A 21,860-nucleotide genomic window follows, 5' to 3' on the forward strand; every position below is an offset into this window, starting at 1 on the left:
GACGGCCCGGCAGCTTGAAGACCCATCGACCTGTTGGGGGCCTGGTCTACCGAATGGTCAGTGCGCCCCAGCGTCCAACCGGAGGGAAGCACACGATGAAGAAGGCCATTGTTTCGGCGTTTCTGGCGAGCAGCCTGGTGGCGTGCACGAGCGTGGAGACCGCGGTGGTCTCGGGCAACGAGGTGTCCGCCGCGGGTGGCGAGCCGATCGCCGTCATCCAGGGCACCGCGCTGGGCCTGACCGCCATCTTCCACGTGATCGACCTGGTGCAGAGCGACCTGGACACCGTGGTGAACAAGCTCCTGGTGGCCGAGGCCAAGGCCATGGGCGGCAACAAGGTGCAGCTGCTGGGCGCCTCCACCACGCCGCGTCACGGCATCTTCGCCCTCACCGGCACCATCCTCAGCCTGACCTACTCGCAGGCGACGGGCGTGGCGGTGAAGTAGTCAGCCACCACCGTTTCCACGGTAGTGTGCGAGGGCCCCCTGGCGACAGCGGGGCCTTCTGCTTTTTCAGCGCCCTCCCGAGCGCCCCTCTCCGAGTCCCATGTCCGTCCGCCCCCTGTCCCTGCTCCTGCTCGTCCTCGCCGGCTGCCGCCGGGGTGAGGACTCGTCCACCCTGCTCGCCGACGCCCGGCAGCGCCTGGCCGCGCGCGACGGCAAGCTCACCAGCTACGCGCTGGCGGGCACCGCGCGCGAGGCGGGCCAGACGATGGACTTCCAGTTCGCCTACCGCGCGCCGCGGAAGATGCTGGGGACGCTGGGCACGCCGGCCGTGCGCGCCTTCGCCTGGGACGGGGAGCACCTCTTCGAGCGCGACGACGTGGCGAAGAAGTTCCGCACCTATGAAGGGGGGCTGGGGCCCGGGGAGCGGGCGGGCGTGCTCACGGCGCTCTTCGCGCCCTTCGCGCCCGAGGGCTTCCGCGTGCCGCTGCTGCCGGGCCAGGGCGTGAGCGCGCGCCGGACGCAGCACCCCCAGGGCCCCGAGGCGGTGGAGCTGACGGTGAAGCCCGCGGGCACGGACGTGGAGGTGACGTACGTGCTGCGCTGGCCGGCCATGGACTTCCTGGGCAAGCGCACCCGGAGCGGCGGGGACACGGCGGAGCTGCGCGTGGAGGAGGAGCACTGCGAGCAGGCTCTCGGCCTGTGCGTTCCCAGGCGGCTGACACAGTGGGGCGGCGGACAGCAGGTGGCCGAGACGTCCCTGTCGCGCGTGGAGCTCAACCCCGCCCTGCCCGCGGAGACGTTCTCGCTGAGCGCGCCCGGGGGTTACGACGTTGAGACGAAGACGCTCGCGGCGCTCGGCGGGCGGTAGGGGGCGCTCGCGCGTCCGGACGGGGTTGATGGCCCCGGGGAGCGTCCCCACCTTCCCCACCGGGAAGGAGCGCGAGGTCATGGCCCTGGTGGAGAACGTCATCTTCGATGTGGATGGCACGCTGGTGGACTCGGTGGACGAGCATGCCGAGGCCTGGAGACGTGCCTTCCTGGAGTTCGGCCGCGACGTGCCCTTCGCGCACGTGCGCAGCCAGATTGGCAAGGGCGCGGACCAGCTGATGCCCGTCTTCTTCACGGAGGACGAGCTGGAGAAGTTCGGCCAGGAGCTGAGCGACTTCCGCTCCACGCTCTTCCAGCGCGAGTTCATGCCGAAGCTGCGCCCCTTCCCGCGGGTGCGCGAGCTGTTCCAGCGGCTGCGCAAGGACGGGCTGCGCCTCGCGGTGGCCTCCAGCGCGAAGGGGGACGAGCTCGAGTTCTACCTGCGCCTGTGCGGCATCCAGGGGATGCTGGACGGCGAGACGTCGAAGGACGACGCGTCGAAGTCCAAGCCGCACCCGGACATCTTCGAGGCGGCGCTGGAGCGGCTGGGCCGGCCGGATCCGCGCACGGTGGTGGTGATTGGGGACACGCCCTACGACGCGCTGGCGGCGAGCAAGGCGGGAGTGCCCACGGTGGGCGTGCTGTGCGGAGGCTTCCCGGAGGAGGATCTGCGCACGGCGGGCTGCCGCGCCATCTACGAGGACCCGGCGGACCTGCTGGCGCACTACGAGTCCTCGCGAGACACCTGGCCGTGGGCCGCGGACGCGGTGGCCGCCGCCAAGGACGAGGAGCCGCGCTGACGGCTACGCGAAGCCGAGCTCCGTCAGCAGGGGCTCCAGCGCCGCGCCGAGCCCGTAACGGTTGCACACGTCACGCAGCCCGGCGAGGTCCAGGAGCTCCCGATTGCGCTCGAGGAGCTCGAGAACGTCGTTCGTCGACTTTCGCCCTCCCGCGTAGAGCTTCAATGCGATGAGGTAGGGCAGGCTGACGACGCGCAACGGGCTCTCTGGGCTCAGCTCCACCTTGGCTTCGAGGAGGGCTTCCCGGGCCAGCACGGTGCAGTCGCGCGCTCCTGGCCAGGGATTCTGGAAGTTCACGACCTCCACCAGGTCGAAGTCATCTCCTGTGACTCGCAGCACTCCACCGAGAGAATCGCCAGCATCAGGAGGATCGAACGCGACCTCGAACCCCTGTCGGCGGAGATCCTCTTCCACACGACGCATCGTCGGGAACGGATTGATGTTGATCGCCAGGTCGAAATCTTCGGTGTAGCGAGGGCAGAGGTGAACGGCGAGCGCCGCGGCACCAATGACCGCTGATGGGATCTGATGCTGATGCAGGGTCTCGGCAATCCGCTCAGCCACCTGGATGGTGCGCTCTGCCCGATCGATGGTTTTCGAGTCACTCACTTGCGAGTCACATCTCTCAATTGGGGACGACCGGCTGCTACGCCCATGAGACGAGCACGCTCCTTGAGCGAAAGCGCCAGGATGACGCGCTCTCGAGGAGTCATCGCCGCCAGGCGCTCGAACTGACGCCTCCGCGCCGTGTCAGCACTCTTGCTCGGCCTGGCACCGTACAGTCCACGCTGCTCCCGGGGGTCATCAGCGTCCACGCTCATCTCTCCCTGCACACCTGACTCAAGTGTAAACACCCCGGGAGACCTCGTAAACGCGAACGGCGCGAATGTCCATACGGGTCCGCAAGCATATCTACCCGAAATCACAGCGGAATCCGAAGGGCTCCCCCCTGCGCGGGCCCACCTGGAAACGAGCGGAATAATCCCGCCCGCAACCAACTCGCGGGACCCGGGTTCATGGGACCGAGGCCGAACAACGGCCCTCGGAGAGAACCCATGAACCGCACCACGCCCTACCGCCGTCTGCTCACCGCCGCCCTCTGCTTCACCCTCCCGCTGGCCACCGTGGCCTGCAACAACGCCGCGCAGGAGGAGGAGCTCGTCGTCGGCGAGGTCTCGGCCTTCCTGTCCACCTCCGAGGAGTCCGGGGACATCGGCGCCGACGCCGTGGCCGATGCCTCCACCGAGGCGCTCACCTCCATGAGCGCCGAGGACGTGGACACCGCCACCGAGCCCACCACCGACGAGCCCGGCATCTGTGACTTCAGCGCCCGCCGCCAGGAGGTGCTGCAGAAGTACGACGCCAACCAGGATGGCTCGCTCAACCGCACCGAGCTGAAGGCGCTCAAGGACGACCTCGCCGCGCAGACCGGCTCCCCGCGCTTCCTCCGCGCCGGCATGCGCGTCCGCCACTGGGCCTTCTGGCGCGTGCGCTGGGCCTTCGACGAGAACGGTGACAAGGCGCTGTCCACCGAGGAGCGCACCGCCCTCGTCGACGCCATGGAGGCCCGCTGCGAGCGCCTCCGCCAGCAGGCCCTGGAGAAGTACGACACCAACAAGGACGGCACCCTCGATGAGGCCGAGCGCCAGGCCGCCCGCCAGGCCCTCCGCACCGCCTGGGAGCAGAAGCGCCAGGCGCTGCTCGCCGAGTACGACACCAACGGCAACGGCATCCTCGAGCTCACCGAGCGCGCGCAGCTCCGTGAGGACCGCCTCGCCGCCGCGCGCGCCCGCCGTCAGGCCGTGCTCGAGCAGTACGACACCAACAAGGACGGCCGCCTGAGCCCCGAGGAGGCCCTGCCCCTGCGTCAGGAGCTCCAGCGCCGCATCATCGAGGGCCAGGGCGCCCACTGAGCTCAGCACCCCTCGCTCCCTCGCCTGCCCTGGGAGGGAGGCGGCGGGGATGGCCAGACGTACACTGTCCTCCTGGCTGCCCTGATCGCTCGTGCGCACCCTTGCTGGTAATGGCCGACGAAGCTTCTCCAGAGGTCGCACTCACGGAGCCCCCCAAGCGCGGTGCCCTCGACGAGGGGCCCGCGCTGCTCGTCGTCAACAGCAAGTGCCGCATGGGCAAGGAGGCCTTCCCGGCCGCCCGCGCCGCGCTCGCGGCCCGAGGCATCCCCCTGGTGGCCTGCCACCGGCTCTCGCGCCAGAAGCACATGGACCGGGTGCTGCGCGAGGCCCTGGACGCCGGAGTCCGGCGCATCTTCATCGGCGGTGGGGATGGCACGTTGAACGCCGCGGTCCAACGGCTGCTCGGTCGCGACGTGACGCTGGGCGTGCTGCCGCTGGGCACGGGCAATGACTTCGCGCGCTCGCTCGGCATCGCGCCCACGCTCGAGGCCGCCTGCGACGTCATCGCCGCGGGCTACACGGCGCGCGTGGACGTGGGGCTCGCCAACGGACGGCCCTTCCTCAACGCGGTGAGCCTCGGCCTGGCCTCGGCCATCGCCCGGCGGCTCACGCCCCAGCTCAAACGGCGCGCCGGCAAGCTGGCCTACCCCGTGGCCGCCGTCGCCGAGCTCTGGGAGCACCAGCCCTTCCACGTGCGCATGACCACCGACCGCGGCGAGATGGAGCTGGACGTGCTCCAGCTCGTGGTGGGCAACGGGCGCTACCACGGCGCGGGCAACGTGGTGACGCCCGAGTCCCGCCTGGATGACCGCCGGCTGGATGCCTACACCATCGCCGCGCCCTCGGCCGAGTCCGGGCGCGAGGGCACCGGACTGGGCCACGTGCAGGACGTCTCCACCCTGGCGCGCATCGCCCTGTCCCTGCGCCGGGGCGAGCACGTGAGTCACCCGGCCGTCACCTCGGTGCACAGCACGCACCTGTACGTGGATGCGCGGCCCGCGCAGGACATCAACGCGGATGGGGAGATCATCGGCCACACGCCGGTGCGCTTCGAGCTCGCCCCCGCGGCCCTGCGCGTCTACGCGCCCGCGCCCACCCCGCACTGAGCCGGGATTTCGGCGCACGCCGGTTTCACGGGTAGTCTCTCCGTGGGGTGTCATCCCTCCCCGCGGAGAAGCCCGTGCGCCAACGTCCCCTCTTCCCGCTCCTCGTGGCCGCGGCCCTCTCGGTGGCGGCGCTCCTCCTGCTGTGGCTCCGCCCCACGCTGGGCGAGGAGACTTCCGGCACGGCGGCCGTGGGCCCTCGGGCCACCGCTCGCCCCGGCTCCACGGGCACCCCGCCGGCCCGCGCTTCGCCCCGCCCCACGCCGCCGCTCGACATCCCCGCGACGCTGGCCGATGGCAGCTTCGTGGTGCGGGTGAGGGCCTCGGGTGCGCCCGTGCCGGGAGCGAGGGTGCGCGCCTGGTTGAAGGGGCCAGAGGACGACACGGGCCAGCCCTCGTGGCGCCGAGCCGGTGAGGGGACGACAGCGGAGGACGGTACGCTGCGGCTGCCGGCGGCCCCGGGCCTCTACCTCCTCAGCACCCAGGCGGAGGGCCACGCTCCCGCGCGGCGCGAGGTGCCCCGGCACCGGGGCGAGCCCGAGACGGTGGTGGAGCTGTCCCTGCCCCCAGGTGCCTCGCTGCGAGGGCGCACGGTGGCCGAGGGCCGCGGAGAGCCGGTGCCCCTCGCCGAGGTGACGCTGCGCCCCTACACCGAGCCGGGAACCCCCTCGGCCCAGGCCCACGCGCTGCCCGAGGAGGTGGCGGTAGCGACGAGCGATGCGCGGGGGCACTTCGGCTTCACGGGGCTCGCGCCGGGCCGCTACGCGCTGGTGGCGGAGGCGCCGGGCTTCAGCCGCCGGACGATGCGCTTCGTCGCGGTGCCCGCCTCGGGCGAGCTGGAGGTGGGGCTGTGGCCGGCCTCCACGCTGGAGGGCTTCGTGGTGGGCGCGGACGGACAGCCAGCGCGGGACGCGGAGGTGCGGGTGCTGGGCGGGCCCACGGACTTCCGCACCACCACGGGCGCGGGTGGAGGCTTCTCGCTCGAGGTGTCCAGCGGAACGTATTGGGTGGTGGCCCGCAGGGGCGGACAGGTGGGGCGAGCACCGGGCTTCATCATCGTGGGGCCAGGAGAGACGGCGCGCGACATCACGGTGCGGCTCGGGGCCTCCGGGCACCTCGCGGGCACGGTGACGCGCGTGGCGGACGCCGGGCCCGTGGAGGGCGCATGGCTGGTGGCGAGCCCGGCCGGTGCGGGCGGAGAGCTGGGCCGCGCGCGGACGGACGCCTCGGGCCAGTACGCGCTGGAGCTGCCGCCGGGAGACTACGACGTGCGGGTGCTGGCCCCGGGCCACACGGACACCTCGAGCCGGGGGCTGGTGGTGGAGGCGGACCGGTACACCGTGGCGGACTTCCGCCTGGAGGGCACCGCGTCGGTGGAGGGCACGGTGGCGGATGGACAGGGACGGCCGCTGGGCGGCGTGAGCGTGCGCGCGGGCCTGCTGCGTGGCGCCTCGGGCGAGGAGCTCTACACGCGCACTGACGCCGAGGGCGCCTTCCTGCTGGAAGGACTGCCGGTGGGCACGGTGCGGGTCCAGGCGAAGCAGGACGCCTCGGCCGTGTGGACGAGCCGCACCACGCAGCTGGCCTCGGGCGCGCGGGGCCGGGTGGACTTCACGCTCGCGGAGACGGGAATGGTGCGGGGCCGGGTGACGCAGTCCTCGGGCGCGCCGCTGCCCGAGCCCGCCGTGGTGCGCGCGATGGCGAAGGAGGGCTCCGGCGGCCTGGTGGACATGGGCCTCGCCGAGACGGACGCCGAGGGCCACTACCAGCTCGAGCTGCGCGCGGGCGTCTACCAGCTCACCGCCGTGCTGCCGGGAGCCCGCTACACCTACCACCACGTGGATGACCCGGCGGTGACGGTGGAGCCCGGCGCCTCGGTGACGATGGACCTCACGCTGCTGAACGAGCGCGGGCTGCACGGCGTGGTGCTGGAGCCCTCGGGAGCGCCGAGCCCCGGGGCCCTGGTGGTGGCGACGCAGGCGGGCGACTTCCCCTTCTCCATTCCCGTGGACGCGGACGAGCAGGGACGCTTCGGCGTGCCGCCCCACCCCCAGCCCACCACGCTGACGCTGCAGGCGCACAACGCGGGCCGGCTCAGTGTTCCCCTGCCCATCCCGGAGGGCGCGGGCGAGCTGAAGCTCCAGCTCCAACCCGCGGCCACGCTCCGCGGACGCGTGGTGGCGCGCAGTGGCGCCGCGCCGAGCGGCTTCACGCTGCGCCTGCTGAACGCGGACGGCTCGGTGCCGGCGTGGGCCCGAGACACGCAGCGCACGTTCCCCGGGAGCGAGTTCCTGCTCACCGACGCCCCGGGACAGCCGCTGAAGGTGAGCGTGCGCACCACGGACGGGCGCACGGGCGAGGCACAGGTGACGCTCTCGCCGGGACAGCGCGCGGAGGTGGAGGTGCCGCTGACGGGCGGCGCGGCCTCCATCTCGGGGCGCGTGGTGTGGAGCCCCTCGGGCGCACCGGCTTCGGGCGTGGGCCTCTACCTGGACCGGGCACCGGGCTCGAAGGCCGATGCGTACTCGGGACCCGACGGCCGCTTCCGCCTGGAGGACGTGACGCCCGGGGCGAACACCGTGCAGATGCTCGCGCCGGAGGGGAGGGCGGAGACGCGCACCGTGACGGTGGCCGCGAGCGAGGCGGTGGACGTCGGCGACGTGCAGGTGACGGCGCGCAAGGCGAACGCGGGCAGCGTGGGCGCGGGCTTCAGCGACAACCAGGGGCAGGTGTCCATCGCGTGGCTGACGCCGGAGGGCCCCGCGGCCCGGGGAGGCGTGCGCGTGGGGGACCGGCTGCTGTCCGTGGATGGGCAGGTGGTGCGCAACCGTACGGAGGCGGAGCGCCGCACCCAGGGCGCGCCCGGCACACCGGTGCAGGTGACGGTGCGGCGCGAAGGCGGCGTGGAGCAGACGCTGCTGTTGACCCGGGCGGATTGAGCCCTGGGAAACATGTGCTGACCACGCGTCAATCTCCCCTCACCCTCCGGGAGAGGGAATATTCAGGAACTCCAGGGCCGTCTCCCGGAAGCGCGGGGCCATCGGACCGAAAACAGGGACATGTCCCGCGTTCGGCACCACCCACAGTGCCGCTCGCGGGATGGCCGTGTACATCTCCACCGCCAGGTCCACCGGATACAGCGGATCCCTGTCCCCATGCACGATGAGCGTCCGGGCGGAGATCGTCGACAGGTACGGCGGCGTGAAGTTCATGTCGTCATGGCTGTCCTTGAGCGCCCGCATCTGCGCGTACAGCGCGCGGATCTGCTCATCGCCGTGGACGTGCTTCTGCCGCAGCAGCGTCCACTCCCCATCGCTCAAGGTATCGGCGGTGCTCCGCGCCATGAGCGCCCGGGCCTGCGGGGGAAAGTACGGAGTCGCGCTCACGAGCACCATCGCGTCGACGCGTGACGGCTGAGCGGTCGCCACATGCAGCAGCGTCTTGGCCCCCATGCTCATCCCGATGGCCTTGAAGCGCTCGATGCCGAGGCGATCCATCAACGCGAGTACATCCCCCGCCACCTGGCGGAAGGTGAGCGTCCCGGAGGGATTCGTCGAGCGTCCGTGGCCGCGCAGGTCCGGCACGAGGGTCCGGTACCCCTCGAGCGGCGCATCGAACACGTAGCGCCAGTCACTGCCCGCGCCCGTGCCGCCGTGCAGCAACACCAGCGGCTCGCCCTCACCGCGAATCTCACAGTGCATCTCGATACCGTTGAGCTCGAACGTCCGCGCCTCGTGCATGCGTGCTCCTCGATTGCAGTGCCAGGAATCGAACACCTGGCCAGACCATCTCATTCCAAACACATATCATCCATCCCACGGCGTCAAATCATGTCAGACTCCGCCCCGAGAATCATCGCCAGACATTCCCTCGGGGTGCTCCATGGCGAAGGCGCAGACGAGGAGATCCTCCAGCCCTCGGGGGCCATCAAGCTCGTCAATCCGCAGGCCGGCCTCGCCTTCGAGCTGTCGGGCCCGGATGCCCAGGCCGTCACCCAGCCGCCCGCGCCGCGCTTCGACAGCAAGCGGGCCGCGGCGGAGATGGGCGAGCTGTACTGGATGGCGCTCGCCCGCGACGTGCCCTTCTCCAGCTACGCCTCCGAGGCGGCCATCGCCAACAGCATCATCGAGCGCGCCATCCGCTCGCTCTCCACCGAGCTCCCCTTGTTCGGCGGCACGCCCACCGTCACCGCGCAGAACCTCTTCCGCGGCATCTTCCCCGGCGAGCAGGTGGGGCCCTACGTCTCCCAGTTCCTCTGCAAGGGCAACAGCGACCCGCGCAAGCCGGACGGCCAGGGGCGCGACGCCGACGAGGGCTTCATCACCTACGGCGCCCAGGTCATCGACCAGCGGCAGTGGACGGTGAAGGGCTTCCCTCAGGTGGGGGCCACCGCCGACTACCTCACCCGCTTCACCGAGGACTGGCTGCCGGTGCAGAACGGCCGGGATGACCGGGGCAAGGACCAGTTCGACACCACGGGCCGCCGCTTCATCCGCGACCTGCGCGACGGGGCCAACTTCGTCCACTTCGACCAGGTGGTGAACGCGTACCTCAACACCGCCTTCCTGCTGCTCTCCGAGCCCCTGGGCAACCAGCTCGCGGGCATGGGCGCCAGCCGGCCCCAGGTGGACAAGGAGTTCCCCTGCGACCAGGGCAACCCCTATGACCCGCCGGGCACCGCGGGGGACTCGCGCACCCAGGTGGGCTTCGCCACCTTCGGGCCCATCCACCTGCTGCAGCTGCTCATCGAGGTGTCCGGGCGGGCCGGGCGCGCCGTGTGGTGGCAGAAGTGGGGCGTGCACCGGCGGCTGCGCCCCGAGGAGTACGGCGGGCGCGTCGACAACCACCTGTCCGGCCGGCGCACCTACCCGCTGGACACCTCCCTCCTCAACTCGCTGTCCACCGGCGTGCTCAGCCCGTACTTCTCCGAGCGCTGGGGCTCCTTCCTCCTCCCGCAGGCCTACCCCGAGGGCGCTCCGCTCCACCCGGCCTACGGCGCGGGCCACGCCACCCTCTCCGGCGCGTGCGCCACCCTCCTCAAGGCGTACTTCGATGACACCGCGCCCATCGAGAACCCGCTCATGGCCAACGCGGATGGCACCGCCCTGGTGGCCTACACGGGGGCCGACGCCGCGCAGATGACGGTGGGCGGCGAGCTCAACAAGCTGGCCGGCAACATCGCCCTCTTCCGCAACGCCGCGGGCGTGCACTGGCGCACCGACTCCTGCGAGTCCCTCCTGCTCGGAGAGCGCGTGGCGCTCGGGCTCCTGCAGGAGATGAGCTTCACCTTCAACGAGGGCGACGCCTTCTTCCAGCTCACCCGGTTCGACGGCACCCGCGTCCGCGTCTTCGATGGGCGGGTGGAGCCCTTCTGACGCAGACGCATGGGGCGCCCCCCGTCTCGGCGACGGGGGCGCCGGCCCGGCGCGGACGCCTCAGATGCAGCCCTGGTTCGACAGCCAGGTCACGCCCCGGTTCTTCTCGTTCGTGCCGTTGGTGCCGCCGTAGTCCACGTTCTGGAAGGACAGGGCCACGGAGCTCCCCGTGGACTGGTTGCGCAGCTCCATCGTCATGGTGTTGGGGATGAGCGCGGTGGAGTTCGGGTAGTTCGCGCCGATGTAGTAGCGGATCCGCCCGCTCGGCAGGCTCCCGCACTTGGCCGCCTTGTTCTCGAGCGTCACCCAGTTGCCCCGGTTGAAGTTCGCATCCTGGGGCACCAGGTTCGCCCGGCCTCCCCAGCCCCCGAGCTGCGAGCCAATCATGTGGCCGCCGTCATAGTCGTTGCTGGGGTTCTCCGCGTCGCCCCACTGCCCCACGCTCAACTGGCACGAGTCGATGCGCGCCGCGGCGGTGATGGGCGGCAGGTACTTGTACGCCCGGCTCGGCCGGCCCGAGCCGTCGATGAGGTAGTACTCGCCATCGAAGTTGTGCCAGATGTTCCGGTCCGCCGTCGGGAAGTACTTCGGACAGTCGCTGATCGCCATCTCGGTGACCCGCGGGCGGACCACGTACCCGATGCCGTAGGGCTTCAGCGCCTCGCGGATCTCCTCCTCCGTGTGGCTCTGGAAGAACGCCATGAGCCCGTCCGGGCCTCCGAAGTCCTGCTCCATCTGGCTGGCGACCCCGTCGCCCCCCAGGTCCGTCGTCGAGACTCCACAACCGCCAAGCAACAGGCCAGACACCACCGCGAGCGAGAGCGTGTTCAGGGGGCGCATTCTTCCGGGTCCTTCCTCTGGGGGGGGTTCGTTGCGGCCTCTCGACTATCGAGAAAATGAGAGCCGGATTGCAACGATTGCGGGAAAGATGTGCCAGAAACTGATTATGCAAAAATCACACCGAATCTCCATTCCCGGAAGAATGCGTCCCCCGCGGCGGCCCCGGCGCATGCGAGCTTCCCATCACACGGGAGGAGCAGCCGGAGGGGGGGAGCAGATGACGATGCAGTGACGCCCTTGTGCTGGTGTCGGGAGGAACCCGTCCGGACGCAACCGCTGCTTGCCCCCCGGCAAAGGAATGGTGCTCCCATGAAGATCAACGACGCCCCCCGCACGCCCACGCTTCGCCCCCAGACGCCGGAGGCGCCCGCGCCCACCGCGCCGCCGGCTTCCCCCACGACGGCCACGGGCTCGCCTCAGCAGGTGCGCAATACCGACGCCTTCGTCGCCGCCTCCACCACCCCGGCGGCCCGGCTCCTGGCCGCCGCGCCTCCGGCCCAGTGGACGCCGGCCCCCACCCTGGACAACGTGCGCCGCGGGGGCGGACAGGTCCTCCTGGGGCCCGGCATGGAGGGGGAGTCGGTGCGAGACCTGCAGCGCCTTCTGGGCCTGCCCGCGGCCGAGCAGGATGGGAAGTTCGGTGAGGCGACGCGCGCGGCCGTGCGGACCTTCCAGCAGTCCACCGGCCTCAAGCCGCCGCCGGGCCAGGACGGTTACGTGGGGCCCACCACCCTCCAGGTGCTGGAGAAGGCCGCGGCCAGCGGCGCCGTGGGCGGCGGGGTGGACCTGAACGCGCAGCTGCGCAGCCCGGACTCGCTCATCTCCCGCGCCATCGGCCACGCCGAGGGCAACCGGGCGCTCGATGGCAGCCCCACCCAGGCCTATTACGGCCACACCGACCCCGGCAACGGCGTCCACAACCAGGGCACCTTCTCCTACCAGCACGGCGCCTCCTCTCCGCAGGAGGCGGATCAGAAGCAGCTCGCGCGCTTCCGCGAGCAACTCCCCAGCTTCGAGTCCGCCGCGCGCGCCGCGGGGCTCGACCCGAGCAATCCGCTGCTCGCCGCCGCCTACTTCGACACCTTCACCCAGGCGCCCCTGGCCGCCAACGGCCCCGGCGGCTTCCTGGATCAGCTGCCCGAGCTGGCGCGCAAGGGCGTGACGCCGGAGAACATCGTCGAGGTGCGGGTCCAGTCCTACTATGACCCGGCCACCGGCCAGCTGGATGCGCCCGGCTTCGGCAACGACGTGGACCGGCTGCGCGCCGACCAGCTCCGCCGCACCGAGGCGCTCGCCGCCGTCGTCAGCCGGGAGGCCCCGGGCAACACCTCCCGCCCGCCCCCCACCACCCAGGGCCCGGCCCCCACCCCCGCGACCCCAGGCACCACCCAGTGGAAGCCGGCGCCGTCACTCACCGACGTGGCCAACGGCCAGGGCGTGCTGAGGCAGGGCATGCAGGGCGAGAGCGTGGCGGAGCTGCAGCGGATGCTCGGCGTGGAGGCGGACGGCAAGTTCGGCCAGCAGACGGCGGAGGCCGTGTCGAACTTCCAGCGGACCCGGGGCCTCGTGCCACCTCCGGGCATGGAGGGACAGGTGGGCGCCACCACGCTGGCGACGCTGAAGAAGGCGGCCACCGCCGGTCCGGTGACGGGCAACGTCAACCCCAACCACCCCATCCTCCAGCGGCTGGCCACGGGCCCGCTCAGCAATGGCGCCACCAGCTCCTGCGTGGCGACGACGCTCGAGAACATGGACGCGCTGGGCGTGCCCAACTTCCCGGGTGGCACCGCGGCGGACCCCAACAACCCGCGCGGCGCCATGGTGCGAATGATGCGGGAGGCCGGCTGGGTGTCCGTCCCGCTGCCCGGCTCGCGGCAGGAGACCATCCACAGCCCGGCGTTCGGCACCGTCCAGGCCCACGTCATCCCGGCCGACGCGTACGAGCGGATGGCGCAGGCGGGGCAGATTCCGAGCGGCGCCCTCATCTTCCAGACGCGGCACGGCTGGGACTACAACGACGGCCCGTATGGCAACGACATGGGCATCGTGCGCGACGGCGGCCGGGTGACGCACAACTACGAGCCGATGCCCCCCATCATCTACGGCGACGCCAAGGACGTGGTGCTGCTGGTGCCTCCGGGTGCCCTCCAGTAGCACCCTTCAACGGCCCTCCTCCGCCGCTCCTCCTGGGGCGGGGAGGGCCGGTGGAGGGGTCCGAGACCCCGTCCGGACCCCCGTGGGGCTCAGACCTTGTCGAGCGCCATCGACAACACCTGGGCCGTGAAGTTCACCAGGGGGATGATGCGCTGATAGTTCATGCGCGTGGGCCCGATGACGCCCACCGTGCCGAGCACCTGCTCGCGGCTGCCGTAGGGGCTCGCGATGACCGTCACGTCACCGGCCGAGGAGAACTCGCTCTCGGTGCCGATGAAGATCTGCATCTCCCGCGCGCGCTGCACCCGGTCCAGCAGCGACAGCAGCTTGTGCTTCTCCCCGAGCGCCTTGAAGAGCGCGCGCATGCGCTCCACGTCGGCGAACTCGGGCTGCTCCAGGAACGAGCCGGTGCCCTCGATGAGCACGCGCTCGCCCGTCTGCAGGTCCGTGGCGGCCGCGCCCAGCTTGAGCGCCTTGGACGTCAGCGCGTTGTAGAGCGCCTGCTCCTGGTCCAGCTCGGTGCGGATGCGCTCGCGCGCCTCCTCCAGCGTCACCTCGTGGAGCAGCTCGGAGAGGTAGTTGCTCGCCTTGAGCAGCTCGTCCGAGGTGATGGGGAAGTCCACCACCAGCAGCTTGTTGTGCACCTGGCCGTTCTGCCCCACCAGGATGGCGAGCACCCGGTCCTCGCGCAGCCGGACGAATTCAATCCGCTGGAAGATGGCCACGTCCGGGCGCGGGGTGACGACGACTCCCGCGTGCCGGGTGAGCGAGTGCAACAGGCGCGAGGCCTCGGACAGCAGCTCCTCCATGCCCGACTCGTGCGCCAGCCCGGCGTGGATGAGCTCGCGGTCTCTCGGCGCGGGATCCTTCAGCCGCACCATCGTGTCCACGTAGAAGCGGTAGCCCCGATCCGTGGGAACGCGGCCCGCGGAGGTATGGGGCTTCTCGAGGAAGCCGAGCTCCTCCAGGTCCGCGAGCACGTTGCGCAGCGTGGCGGAAGAGACGTCGAACTCCGCGCGGCGCGCCAGGTGCTGACTGCCAACCGGGCCGCCGGTGGAGATGTATTCCTGAACGACAGCGCGGAGGACTTCCTTCTCGCGCTCTCCCAGTAGCTCCTCGGACATCCTTGTCTCACACTCCCCAACGACGACGCTGCACCCGGACTGGGTGAAGACGTCGAGAATGCCCTGAAACATTAAGAAGGTGGAGGGCACGGTTCAATCCCCCGCCCTCCCGGCGGCAGAGCGGGCAGCCCCCGCGAGCCCATACCTGTCCCCACACGGCTCAGGGCCGCCGGGCGCGGCAGGCACGGTCCAACTCATTCATAAGGCCGGGCTCCAGGGCGCGCGTCGTCCGGGGGGACAGTGTCCGGAAGTGTCGGCACCGCTCCTCGGGGTCCTTCTCCTGGCGGAAGTAGCGGGCCATGACGGCGGCGGCCTCGTCCACGCGGCCCTGCTTCAGGTGGAGGCGCTGCAGCGCGAGGTATGGCTCCACGGGCACGGGGTTCTCCTGAATCTGGCGCTCCAGCTCCTGGAGGGCGGCGGCGTCCCGGCCCTGGCGCTCCAGCTCCACCGCGCCCTCCAGGCGGGGCGAGCCGGCGCAGGCGGCCCGGAGCTCCCCCAGCTGCCGCGCGAAGCGGGCGCCGATGCGCTCGTAGGGGTCGAGGTCCACGGCCTTGAAGATCTGACAGCGCTCGGAGCGGGGCTCGTTGCCGGTGGCGTCCCAGACGGCGTCGTACACCTGGGCGGCCTCGCGCACGCGCCCGGCGGCGGCGAGCCTGTCGGCGAACTGGATGTCCTCGAGGGCGACCTCGCGGCCCTCGTAGGGGCGGACCGAGAGGTGGGTGCGGTACTCGCGCACGGCCTCGTCCACCTGGCCCTGGGTGAGCAGCAGCCCGGCCAGGTCCTTGTGGGCCTCGGGGTGCTTGGGGGCCAGGGCCAGGGTGCGGCGCAGCAGTTGGATGCGGGTGTCCGGGTCGCGCGTGAGGACGCTGAGCCCGTAGTAGGGCCGGGCATCCGGGACGCCCAGGTCCACCAGCTGCTGGTAGAGCTCGAGCGCGCGCTGGCGGAGACGGGTGCGCTCGGGAGAGCCCTCGGGCTGGCGGAAGGCCTGGTTCCAGACGGCATCCGCGAGCGCGAGCTGCGCGTCGAGCTGGCGCGGGTCCTCGCGCACGACGGCTTCCAACTGGCGCACGGCCTTGTCGCACGTGGCGTCGTCGAAGGCCTCGGCCTGGCAGCCCTCCTGGTGGAGCCGCAGCGCCGCCCGGGCCGCCGGAGAGACGGGGGCGGGCACGTAGCGGGGAGGCGCGACGGCGGAGAAGCGGCCCGGAGCCGGAGCGGGGGCCGGAGTGGGAGGCCGCTGGGCCCACGCCGCGGACGCGGACGCCAGGAACACGCAACAGGCGAAGAGGGGCAAGCGAGGGGAAGCCATGGGCACGATTCCTTTCCGGGCCTCAGCGCTGGACATGGACGTGGTCGGCGGACGGGCTGTCGCACGCGAGGAAGAGGGTGGCGCCGCGCTCGGTGAAGGAGTCGCGCTCGCCGACGACGGTGTCTCCGGCGGCCTCGACGATGCACATCAACTGCTGAGGCGTCTTGCCGGGGATGGACATGCGGCGCGGGTCGATGTCCAACGCGCTGCCGCGGGTGTGGCGGCTGTTGAGGGTGGCCGAGCCGGCGGCGCGGTTGCGCTGCGGGTTGCGGAAGGCGCTGCTGACGAAGTCCTCCAGCTTCACCTGCGTCTCGCGGTTGTTGGCGCGCGTGTCGGCGATGCCATTGGCCCCGGCGAGGATGGAGCCGGCGCACCGTCCACCCACGCGGGGGCCCGAGCAGACATCATCCCCCTGGGGGTCCGTGTCCCCGAGCGCGCCCACGGTGAGGATGGGCGCTCCGGGCGACACCACCACCGTCGCCGATGTCAGGCCGCGCGTGCCCACCGGCTTCTCCTGCACGTCGTTCTGCAAGAGGGCCCGGACGCGCTCGTCCATCTGGTCCAACAGGCGCGAGAGCCCGCCCGCCTCCGCCTCGGCGATGACGGTGTAGTTGCCGGTGTTGAGCACGGGGCGGCCCGGAATGGAGATGAGGGCGCGGCCCGGCTGGAAGCGCGTGCCGAAGTCCACGTACTCCTGGCGCAGCACATCGTCCTCCTCCTGGCGGAGGAAGGTGGTGGGGGGCAGACGGACCTCGAGCGTCTCCCCGCCCTCCAGGGGCAGCGAGGCCACCAGCTCGTACTCCAGCGGCGGGTTGGGCTCGCGGTTGCCCCGGGTGCCCACGCGCGAGCTGGCGCGGAAGACGGCCTCGGTCCCCTCCTTCTCGGCCGGAGTGGCGGGCCCGGTGTGAGGCCCCACCGGCTGGAGGCTCCATTGGATGCGCGACTCCAGCTCCCCGGCGTTGCGCACCCGGCCGCGCGCGGTGATGGGCTCGCCCGTGACGAAGGAGGTGCCCGAGGCCTCCGCGCCCTCGCCTTCCACGGAGACGTCGAGCACCTCCAGGACGATCTCCCTCCCCTCCCGCCGGGTGGAGTCCTGGCCCAGGGGCGCGGGCTCTCCGGAGCCTCCCGTGCCTTCCTCGCCTGGACGCTTGGAGCACGTACAACCCGCCAGCATCAGGGTGACGCAGGCGAACCACGCCCGCCAGCCCGTCCGGGTTCCACTCACGGTGTCTCCTCCCCGCGCCACCGTAGGGAGCCACTGCGAACGCCTCCATCGCCCCCCGGCGCGGGTGTCGCGGAACAGACTCGCCCGGCGGCGGATGTGAGGCAGGCAGCCGAGCACTGCCCCGCAGGGTAGGCCGAGGAATTACATCGCCGGGCCCGGAGCGCGGCGTTAAAAGCGCGGCGCCTTGTCCTCCGCCACCTCCTCGATTCCGGCCGCGGCGCTGCCCGCGGAGTCCACGCCCGCGGATCCCAACCGCGGGATGCTGCTGTTCTGCCTCTTCGCGCTCTATGTGGTGTGGGGCTCGACGTACCTGGCCATCCGCTGGGCGCTGCAGGGGGGCTTTCCACCCTTCCTCATGGCGGGCCTGCGCTTCTCGCTGGCGGGCCTCATCCTCTACACGGTGCTGCGGGTGCGCGGGTACGCCAACCCCTCGGCGCGCGAGTGGGGCGCGGGGGCCCTCATCGGCACGCTGCTGCTGGTGATGGGCAATGGCGGCGTGGTGTTCGCGCAGCAGTACGTGCCCTCGGGCGTGGCTGCGCTCGTGGTGGGCAGCGTGCCCCTGTGGGCGGCGCTCTTCGGCGGACTCTTCGGCCAGTGGCCGGGGCGCGCCGAGCGCTGGGGCCTGGCCATCGGCTTCTGCGGCCTCATCCTGCTCAACCTTGGCAGCGACATGAGCGGCAACGTGTGGGCGGCCTTCGCGCTGCTGGTGGGCCCCATCACGTGGGCCTTCGGCTCCATCTGGTCGCGCAAGTTGCCCATGGCGCAAGGGCTCATGTCCACCGCCACGCAGATGCTCACCGGCGGCGCCCTCTTCCTGCTCATCAGCTTCCTGCTCGGCGAGCGCCTCACCGCCCTGCCCTCGCCCCGCGCCCTCGGCGCCTACTTCTACCTGGTCTTCTTCGGCTCGCTGGTGGCCTTCAGCGCCTACGGCTACCTGCTGCGCAACGCGCGGCCGGCGCTCGCCACCAGCTACGCCTACGTCAACCCGATGGTGGCGGTGCTGCTGGGCACCTTCCTCGCGGGCGAGTCGCTGAGCACCTGGGGCATGCTGGCCATGGGCGCCATCCTCGGCTCGGTGGTGCTGCTCACCCGCGCGAAGCGCTGAAAACCCCGCCCGGACGGGCCCGGCCTCGAGCCCGAGTGTCATCACCTGGACGTGGCACCCCCGCGCACTGATGGGGCGCGGGCGGAGTGTCACGCCGTGCGCAGGTACCTCTTTCCTCTGGAGGGGCGCGTTCCTAGTGTCCGCGACGCCTTGGGACAACCACCCGGCGGAAAAGGACAGCGCCCCCTATGACGAACAAGACGGCGAAGGACGTGCTCTCGTACGCGAAGGAGCACGGCACGCAGATGGTGAGCCTGCGCTTCATCGACTTCATCGGCCGCTGGCGCCACTTCGCGGTGCCGCTGCACGAGCTCACCGAGGGCATCTTCGAGGAGGGCCTGGGCTTCGACGGCTCGTCCATCAAGGGGTGGTTGGAGATCCACAACTCGGACATGCTGGTGGTGCCGGATCCGAACACGGCGGTGATGGACCCCTTCACGCAGACGCCCACGCTGGTGCTGCTGTGCAACGTGAGCGATCCCATCACCAAGGAGCAGTACATGAGGGATCCGCGCAACATCGCGTCACGCGCGGAGAAGTACCTCAAGAGCACGGGCCTGGCGGACACGGCGTTCTTCGGGCCGGAGGCCGAGTTCTTCATCTTCGACGGGGTGCGCTACAGCACGGAGCCGCACCACATGTTCTTCGAGGTGGACTCCATCGAGGGGGCGTGGAACTCGGGCCGGGAGGAGCCGGGCGGCAACCTGGGTTACAAGCCGGGCTTCAAGGACGGCTACAACGCGCTGATGCCCACGGACGCGCACAACGACATGCGCGACGAGATGTGCCGGATTCTGGGGGAGGTGGGAATCACGGTGGAGCGCCAGCACCACGAGGTGGCGACGGCGGGCCAATCGGAGATCGACTTCCGCTTCGACACGCTGGTGAAGACGGCGGACAACCTGATGTGGTTCAAGTACGTGCTGAAGAACGTGGCGGCGCGGCACGGCAAGACGGTGACGTTCATGCCCAAGCCGCTGTACGGGGACAACGGCAGCGGCATGCACACGCACCAGTCCTTGTGGAAGGGGGGCAAGCCGCTGTTCGCGGGCGAGGGCTACGCGGGCATGAGCGAGATGGCGCTGCACTACATTGGCGGCATCCTGAAGCACGCGCGGGCGCTGGCGGCCATCTGCAACCCGACGAACAACTCGTACAAGCGGCTGGTGCCGGGGTACGAGGCGCCGGTGAACCTGGCGTACTCGAGCCGCAACCGCAGCGCGTCCATCCGGATTCCGATGTTCAGCGCGAGCCCGAAGGCGAAGCGGCTGGAGTTCCGCTCGCCGGATCCGAGCTGCAATCCGTACCTGGCGTTCGCGGCGCAGCTGATGGCGGGGCTGGACGGCATCGAGAACAAGATCGACCCGGGCGAGCCGCTGGACAAGGACATCTACGGGCTGTCGCCGGAGGAGCTCAAGGACGTGCCGAAGATGCCGGGCTCGCTGGAGGAGGCGCTGGACTGCCTGAAGAAGGACCACAAGTTCCTGCTGAAGGGGGACGTGTTCAGCGAGGACTCGCTCAACAGCTGGATCGAGCAGAAGCAGAAGGAGGTGGACGCCATCCGCCTGCGTCCGCACCCGATGGAGTACCAGCTCTACTTCGACATCTGAGCCAGAAGGCCCGCGAGCCAGAAGGCCCGCGAGCCAGAAGGCCCAGTGCCCCACGGAGCCCACTTCCCCTCTCCCCTCGGGAGAGGGACGGGGTGAGGGTATCGGGTCCCCCTGATTGCACACGAAGCGCATCCCGGGGAAACATGGGGTCACCCCATCGCCCCCCATGTCATTCCCACGCGAGTCCACCGTATTGAAGACCGGGCCGCTCACCACACCGGATGGCCGTTACATCGTGGTGGATGGGCAGCTCTGGAGGCGCTCCAACCCGACGCTCGGGCAGAAACAGCGGGCGCTGCTGGTGGAGGCACTGATGCACGCGAGGCGGGACGTGGGCCAGGCGCTGCGGGCGCATGACGCGGAGGCGGAAGCCGAGGCCCGCGCACGGGTGCACCGGGCGAAGGTGGCGCTCGGGGAGCGGGGGCCGCCGTGGTGGACGGATGGCACCCCGGACTTCAACCGCCGCCGCGTGGAGCACACGCCCTATGCCGAGTGGTTCCGCGCCCAGCGCGGACGTTGAAGCCGAATGCCGTGGCCCACGGCGGGCGCGCGGCCCGGGCCGCCCATGACTCACAGCGAGCAGGGTGTGGCGGTCTGCACGTTGCCGCTGGTGCGCAGGCGCGGGTCGAGCTGCGGCCGCGTGCAGTTCGCCGGGTAGTCCGTCTGGTAGTACACCCAGGTGGGCATGGGCTCGCAGGCGGAGGTTCCATCCAGCGTGTTGTCGCGGAACTCGTTCTGATACGAGCGGCACTCGGTGGCCAGGGTGCAGTCGGTCCGCTGGGCCGAGTCGCAGAACCATTCCGAGTACCCATGGCTGCCAGCCCGGGTGATGCGGTTCTCGTTGATGATGTTGAAGTTGGAGTAGTCACGCACGCGGATGCCGTCTCCCGACACGTTCTCGAAGACGTTGCGCTGGATGGAGTTGCGATCCGACTTGTGCGCGACGTAGAGGGCGTGGAGCAGGCCCGGGCTTGTCGCGTTGGTGATGTTGTAGAAGTGGTTGTTCTCGATGACGTTGTCGTCCGAGTTCACCAGCCGCACGGCCGCCGTGCTGGGCGCATGGCTCGTGGCGCCCGCCCAGCCATTGCCGATCCGCTCGAAGTAGCAGCCGTAGATGCGGTTGCCGCCGTTGTAGCCCGCGAGGTTGTCGCGCTGGCCGTTGAAGCTGATGGCGGTGTTGTAGCGCTGGACGCGGAGGTACCAGAAGTGCAGCTTCGACTGGACGCCGGAGGAATTGCCGAGCGTGAACCACGTGCCCTGCGTGCAGGCGCCGCTCGCCGAGGAGCACCCATCGAAGACGGGACGCACGGCGCTGGTCCCATCGGCCGGCATGAACTTGATTTCATGGCCCGACACGTAGCTCCAGGCCACGGTCTGCCCGTAGTAGGTGCCTGTCCCGATGCGCACCTCGGTGGGGCAGGTTGGGGCCGCGGTCCGGAGGATGTCCTGGACCCGGCTCAGGGTGAGCACGGGGCTGCTCGACGCGCGCCCGGAGTTGGCGTCATTGCCGCTGGTGGACATGTAGACGCGGAAGGGCCCGGCCCCACTGTTGGCGCTACAGGCCGTGGGATCCGCCAGCGTCGTCAGCGGCTCCTGCGCCAGGCGCACCTCCTCCACGACGTCAGCGGCGCCACCACAGGCGAGCGCCAGGGCCACGGGCAGCATCAGCCAGGGACGGCGCGAAGGAGTCTCATGAGAGGGCATGCGGAGTTCCAGGGAAGTGTGTTGGGAACGCCAACATACACTCCGAGGGGGGAGGTGCGGTTGCCGCTGAGCACGGCTCGTTCATCACTGCCGGAGCAAGCTGGCATACTCCCCAGCGGGCCCGACTCGAGCCTGCCCCTCTCGATTGATGGAAGGACGTGACGATGCGCTTGCGAACCTGGAGCGCGCTCCTGGTGCTGCTCACCGCCTGCGCGAGCGCGCCCGCCCCGCGGTCGATGGCACGGCCCCACACCTTCGCGCCGGCTCCCACTTCCAGCCCGCGCATCC

At 70.8% G+C, this 21,860-nt stretch carries 18 protein-coding genes; 11 read left to right on the plus strand and 7 right to left on the minus strand.

All coding sequences use genetic code 11. From position 1 onward, the window contains the following. Nucleotides 1–95 precede the first annotated feature (95 nt). The 3 genes from AC16DP_RS46290 to AC16DP_RS46300 all read left to right on the plus strand — a co-directional run bounded on the left by AC16DP_RS46290 (nt 96) and on the right by AC16DP_RS46300 (nt 2,113). A complete protein-coding gene (locus AC16DP_RS46290) occupies nt 96–446 on the plus strand; it encodes a hypothetical protein (protein WP_329729024.1) in 351 nt (116 codons plus the stop codon). Between the two features lie 100 nt (nt 447–546). Beyond that, nucleotides 547–1,314: a hypothetical protein gene (locus AC16DP_RS46295; RefSeq protein WP_329729025.1), complete on the plus strand. Its 768-nt coding sequence runs from the start codon at nt 547–549 to the stop codon at nt 1,312–1,314. Nucleotides 1,315–1,399: 85 nt separating this feature from the next. Then, nucleotides 1,400–2,113: an HAD family hydrolase gene (locus tag AC16DP_RS46300; RefSeq protein ID WP_329729041.1), complete on the plus strand. Its 714-nt coding sequence runs from the start codon at nt 1,400–1,402 to the stop codon at nt 2,111–2,113. Between the two features lie 3 nt (nt 2,114–2,116). On the opposite strand, the gene AC16DP_RS46305 is transcribed toward AC16DP_RS46300, so the two are convergent. After that, entirely contained in the window at nt 2,117–2,722 is a 606-nt protein-coding gene (locus AC16DP_RS46305) for a hypothetical protein (RefSeq protein ID WP_329729026.1), read from the minus strand. Nucleotides 2,723–3,168: 446 nt separating this feature from the next. Here AC16DP_RS46305 and AC16DP_RS46310 point away from each other — a divergent pair, with 446 nt between their 5' ends. From AC16DP_RS46310 to AC16DP_RS46320, 3 genes are all read left to right on the plus strand, one after another. Continuing rightward, nucleotides 3,169–4,026 carry an EF-hand domain-containing protein gene (locus AC16DP_RS46310; protein WP_329729027.1) on the plus strand — a complete coding sequence of 286 codons (858 nt, stop codon included), beginning with the start codon at nt 3,169–3,171 and terminating at the stop codon, nt 4,024–4,026. Between the two features lie 110 nt (nt 4,027–4,136). After that, a complete protein-coding gene (locus AC16DP_RS46315) occupies nt 4,137–5,132 on the plus strand; it encodes a lipid kinase (RefSeq protein WP_329729028.1) in 996 nt (331 codons plus the stop codon). A gap of 74 nt (nt 5,133–5,206) precedes the next feature. Then, nucleotides 5,207–8,068, plus strand: a complete 2,862-nt coding sequence (locus AC16DP_RS46320) for a carboxypeptidase regulatory-like domain-containing protein (protein ID WP_329729029.1) — start codon at nt 5,207–5,209, stop codon at nt 8,066–8,068. Between the two features lie 39 nt (nt 8,069–8,107). Here AC16DP_RS46320 and AC16DP_RS46325 read toward each other — a convergent pair whose 3' ends face one another. After that, a complete protein-coding gene (locus tag AC16DP_RS46325; protein WP_329729030.1) occupies nt 8,108–8,869 on the minus strand; it encodes an alpha/beta fold hydrolase in 762 nt (253 codons plus the stop codon). A gap of 90 nt (nt 8,870–8,959) precedes the next feature. Here AC16DP_RS46325 and AC16DP_RS46330 point away from each other — a divergent pair, with 90 nt between their 5' ends. Continuing rightward, a complete protein-coding gene (locus AC16DP_RS46330) occupies nt 8,960–10,504 on the plus strand; it encodes a vanadium-dependent haloperoxidase (RefSeq protein WP_329729031.1) in 1,545 nt (514 codons plus the stop codon). Nucleotides 10,505–10,564: 60 nt separating this feature from the next. Here AC16DP_RS46330 and AC16DP_RS46335 read toward each other — a convergent pair whose 3' ends face one another. Then, entirely contained in the window at nt 10,565–11,344 is a 780-nt protein-coding gene (locus tag AC16DP_RS46335) for a DNA/RNA non-specific endonuclease (protein ID WP_329729032.1), read from the minus strand. 309 nt (nt 11,345–11,653) lie between these two features. Between AC16DP_RS46335 and AC16DP_RS46340 the strand changes: the two genes are divergently transcribed. Continuing rightward, nucleotides 11,654–13,498 (plus strand): peptidoglycan-binding domain-containing protein, encoded by a 1,845-nt coding sequence (locus AC16DP_RS46340; RefSeq protein ID WP_329729033.1) that lies wholly within the window; start codon nt 11,654–11,656, stop codon nt 13,496–13,498. Nucleotides 13,499–13,587: 89 nt separating this feature from the next. On the opposite strand, the gene hrcA is transcribed toward AC16DP_RS46340, so the two are convergent. From hrcA to AC16DP_RS46355, 3 genes are all read right to left on the minus strand, one after another. Further along, nucleotides 13,588–14,622 carry a heat-inducible transcriptional repressor HrcA gene (gene hrcA / locus AC16DP_RS46345; protein ID WP_329729034.1) on the minus strand — a complete coding sequence of 345 codons (1,035 nt, stop codon included), beginning with the start codon at nt 14,620–14,622 and terminating at the stop codon, nt 13,588–13,590. 160 nt (nt 14,623–14,782) lie between these two features. Further along, nucleotides 14,783–15,928, minus strand: a complete 1,146-nt coding sequence (locus AC16DP_RS46350) for a tetratricopeptide repeat protein (RefSeq protein WP_329729035.1) — start codon at nt 15,926–15,928, stop codon at nt 14,783–14,785. A gap of 22 nt (nt 15,929–15,950) precedes the next feature. After that, nucleotides 15,951–17,153: a hypothetical protein gene (locus AC16DP_RS46355; protein ID WP_329729036.1), complete on the minus strand. Its 1,203-nt coding sequence runs from the start codon at nt 17,151–17,153 to the stop codon at nt 15,951–15,953. 184 nt (nt 17,154–17,337) lie between these two features. Here AC16DP_RS46355 and yedA point away from each other — a divergent pair, with 184 nt between their 5' ends. The 3 genes from yedA to AC16DP_RS46370 all read left to right on the plus strand — a co-directional run bounded on the left by yedA (nt 17,338) and on the right by AC16DP_RS46370 (nt 20,388). Beyond that, the gene (yedA, locus tag AC16DP_RS46360) at nt 17,338–18,258 is read left to right on the plus strand and encodes a drug/metabolite exporter YedA (RefSeq protein WP_329729037.1); all 921 of its coding nucleotides are present in this window, start codon (nt 17,338–17,340) and stop codon (nt 18,256–18,258) included. A gap of 188 nt (nt 18,259–18,446) precedes the next feature. Then, nucleotides 18,447–19,868 carry a type I glutamate--ammonia ligase gene (gene glnA / locus AC16DP_RS46365; protein WP_329729038.1) on the plus strand — a complete coding sequence of 474 codons (1,422 nt, stop codon included), beginning with the start codon at nt 18,447–18,449 and terminating at the stop codon, nt 19,866–19,868. Between the two features lie 166 nt (nt 19,869–20,034). Then, on the plus strand, nt 20,035–20,388 hold the full coding sequence (locus tag AC16DP_RS46370) for a hypothetical protein (protein ID WP_329729039.1): 354 nt from the start codon (nt 20,035–20,037) through the stop codon (nt 20,386–20,388). Between the two features lie 50 nt (nt 20,389–20,438). Here AC16DP_RS46370 and AC16DP_RS46375 read toward each other — a convergent pair whose 3' ends face one another. Further along, a complete protein-coding gene (locus tag AC16DP_RS46375) occupies nt 20,439–21,572 on the minus strand; it encodes a right-handed parallel beta-helix repeat-containing protein (RefSeq protein ID WP_329729040.1) in 1,134 nt (377 codons plus the stop codon). Nucleotides 21,573–21,860 lie beyond the last annotated feature (288 nt).

The organism is Archangium sp., from assembly GCF_057119385.1.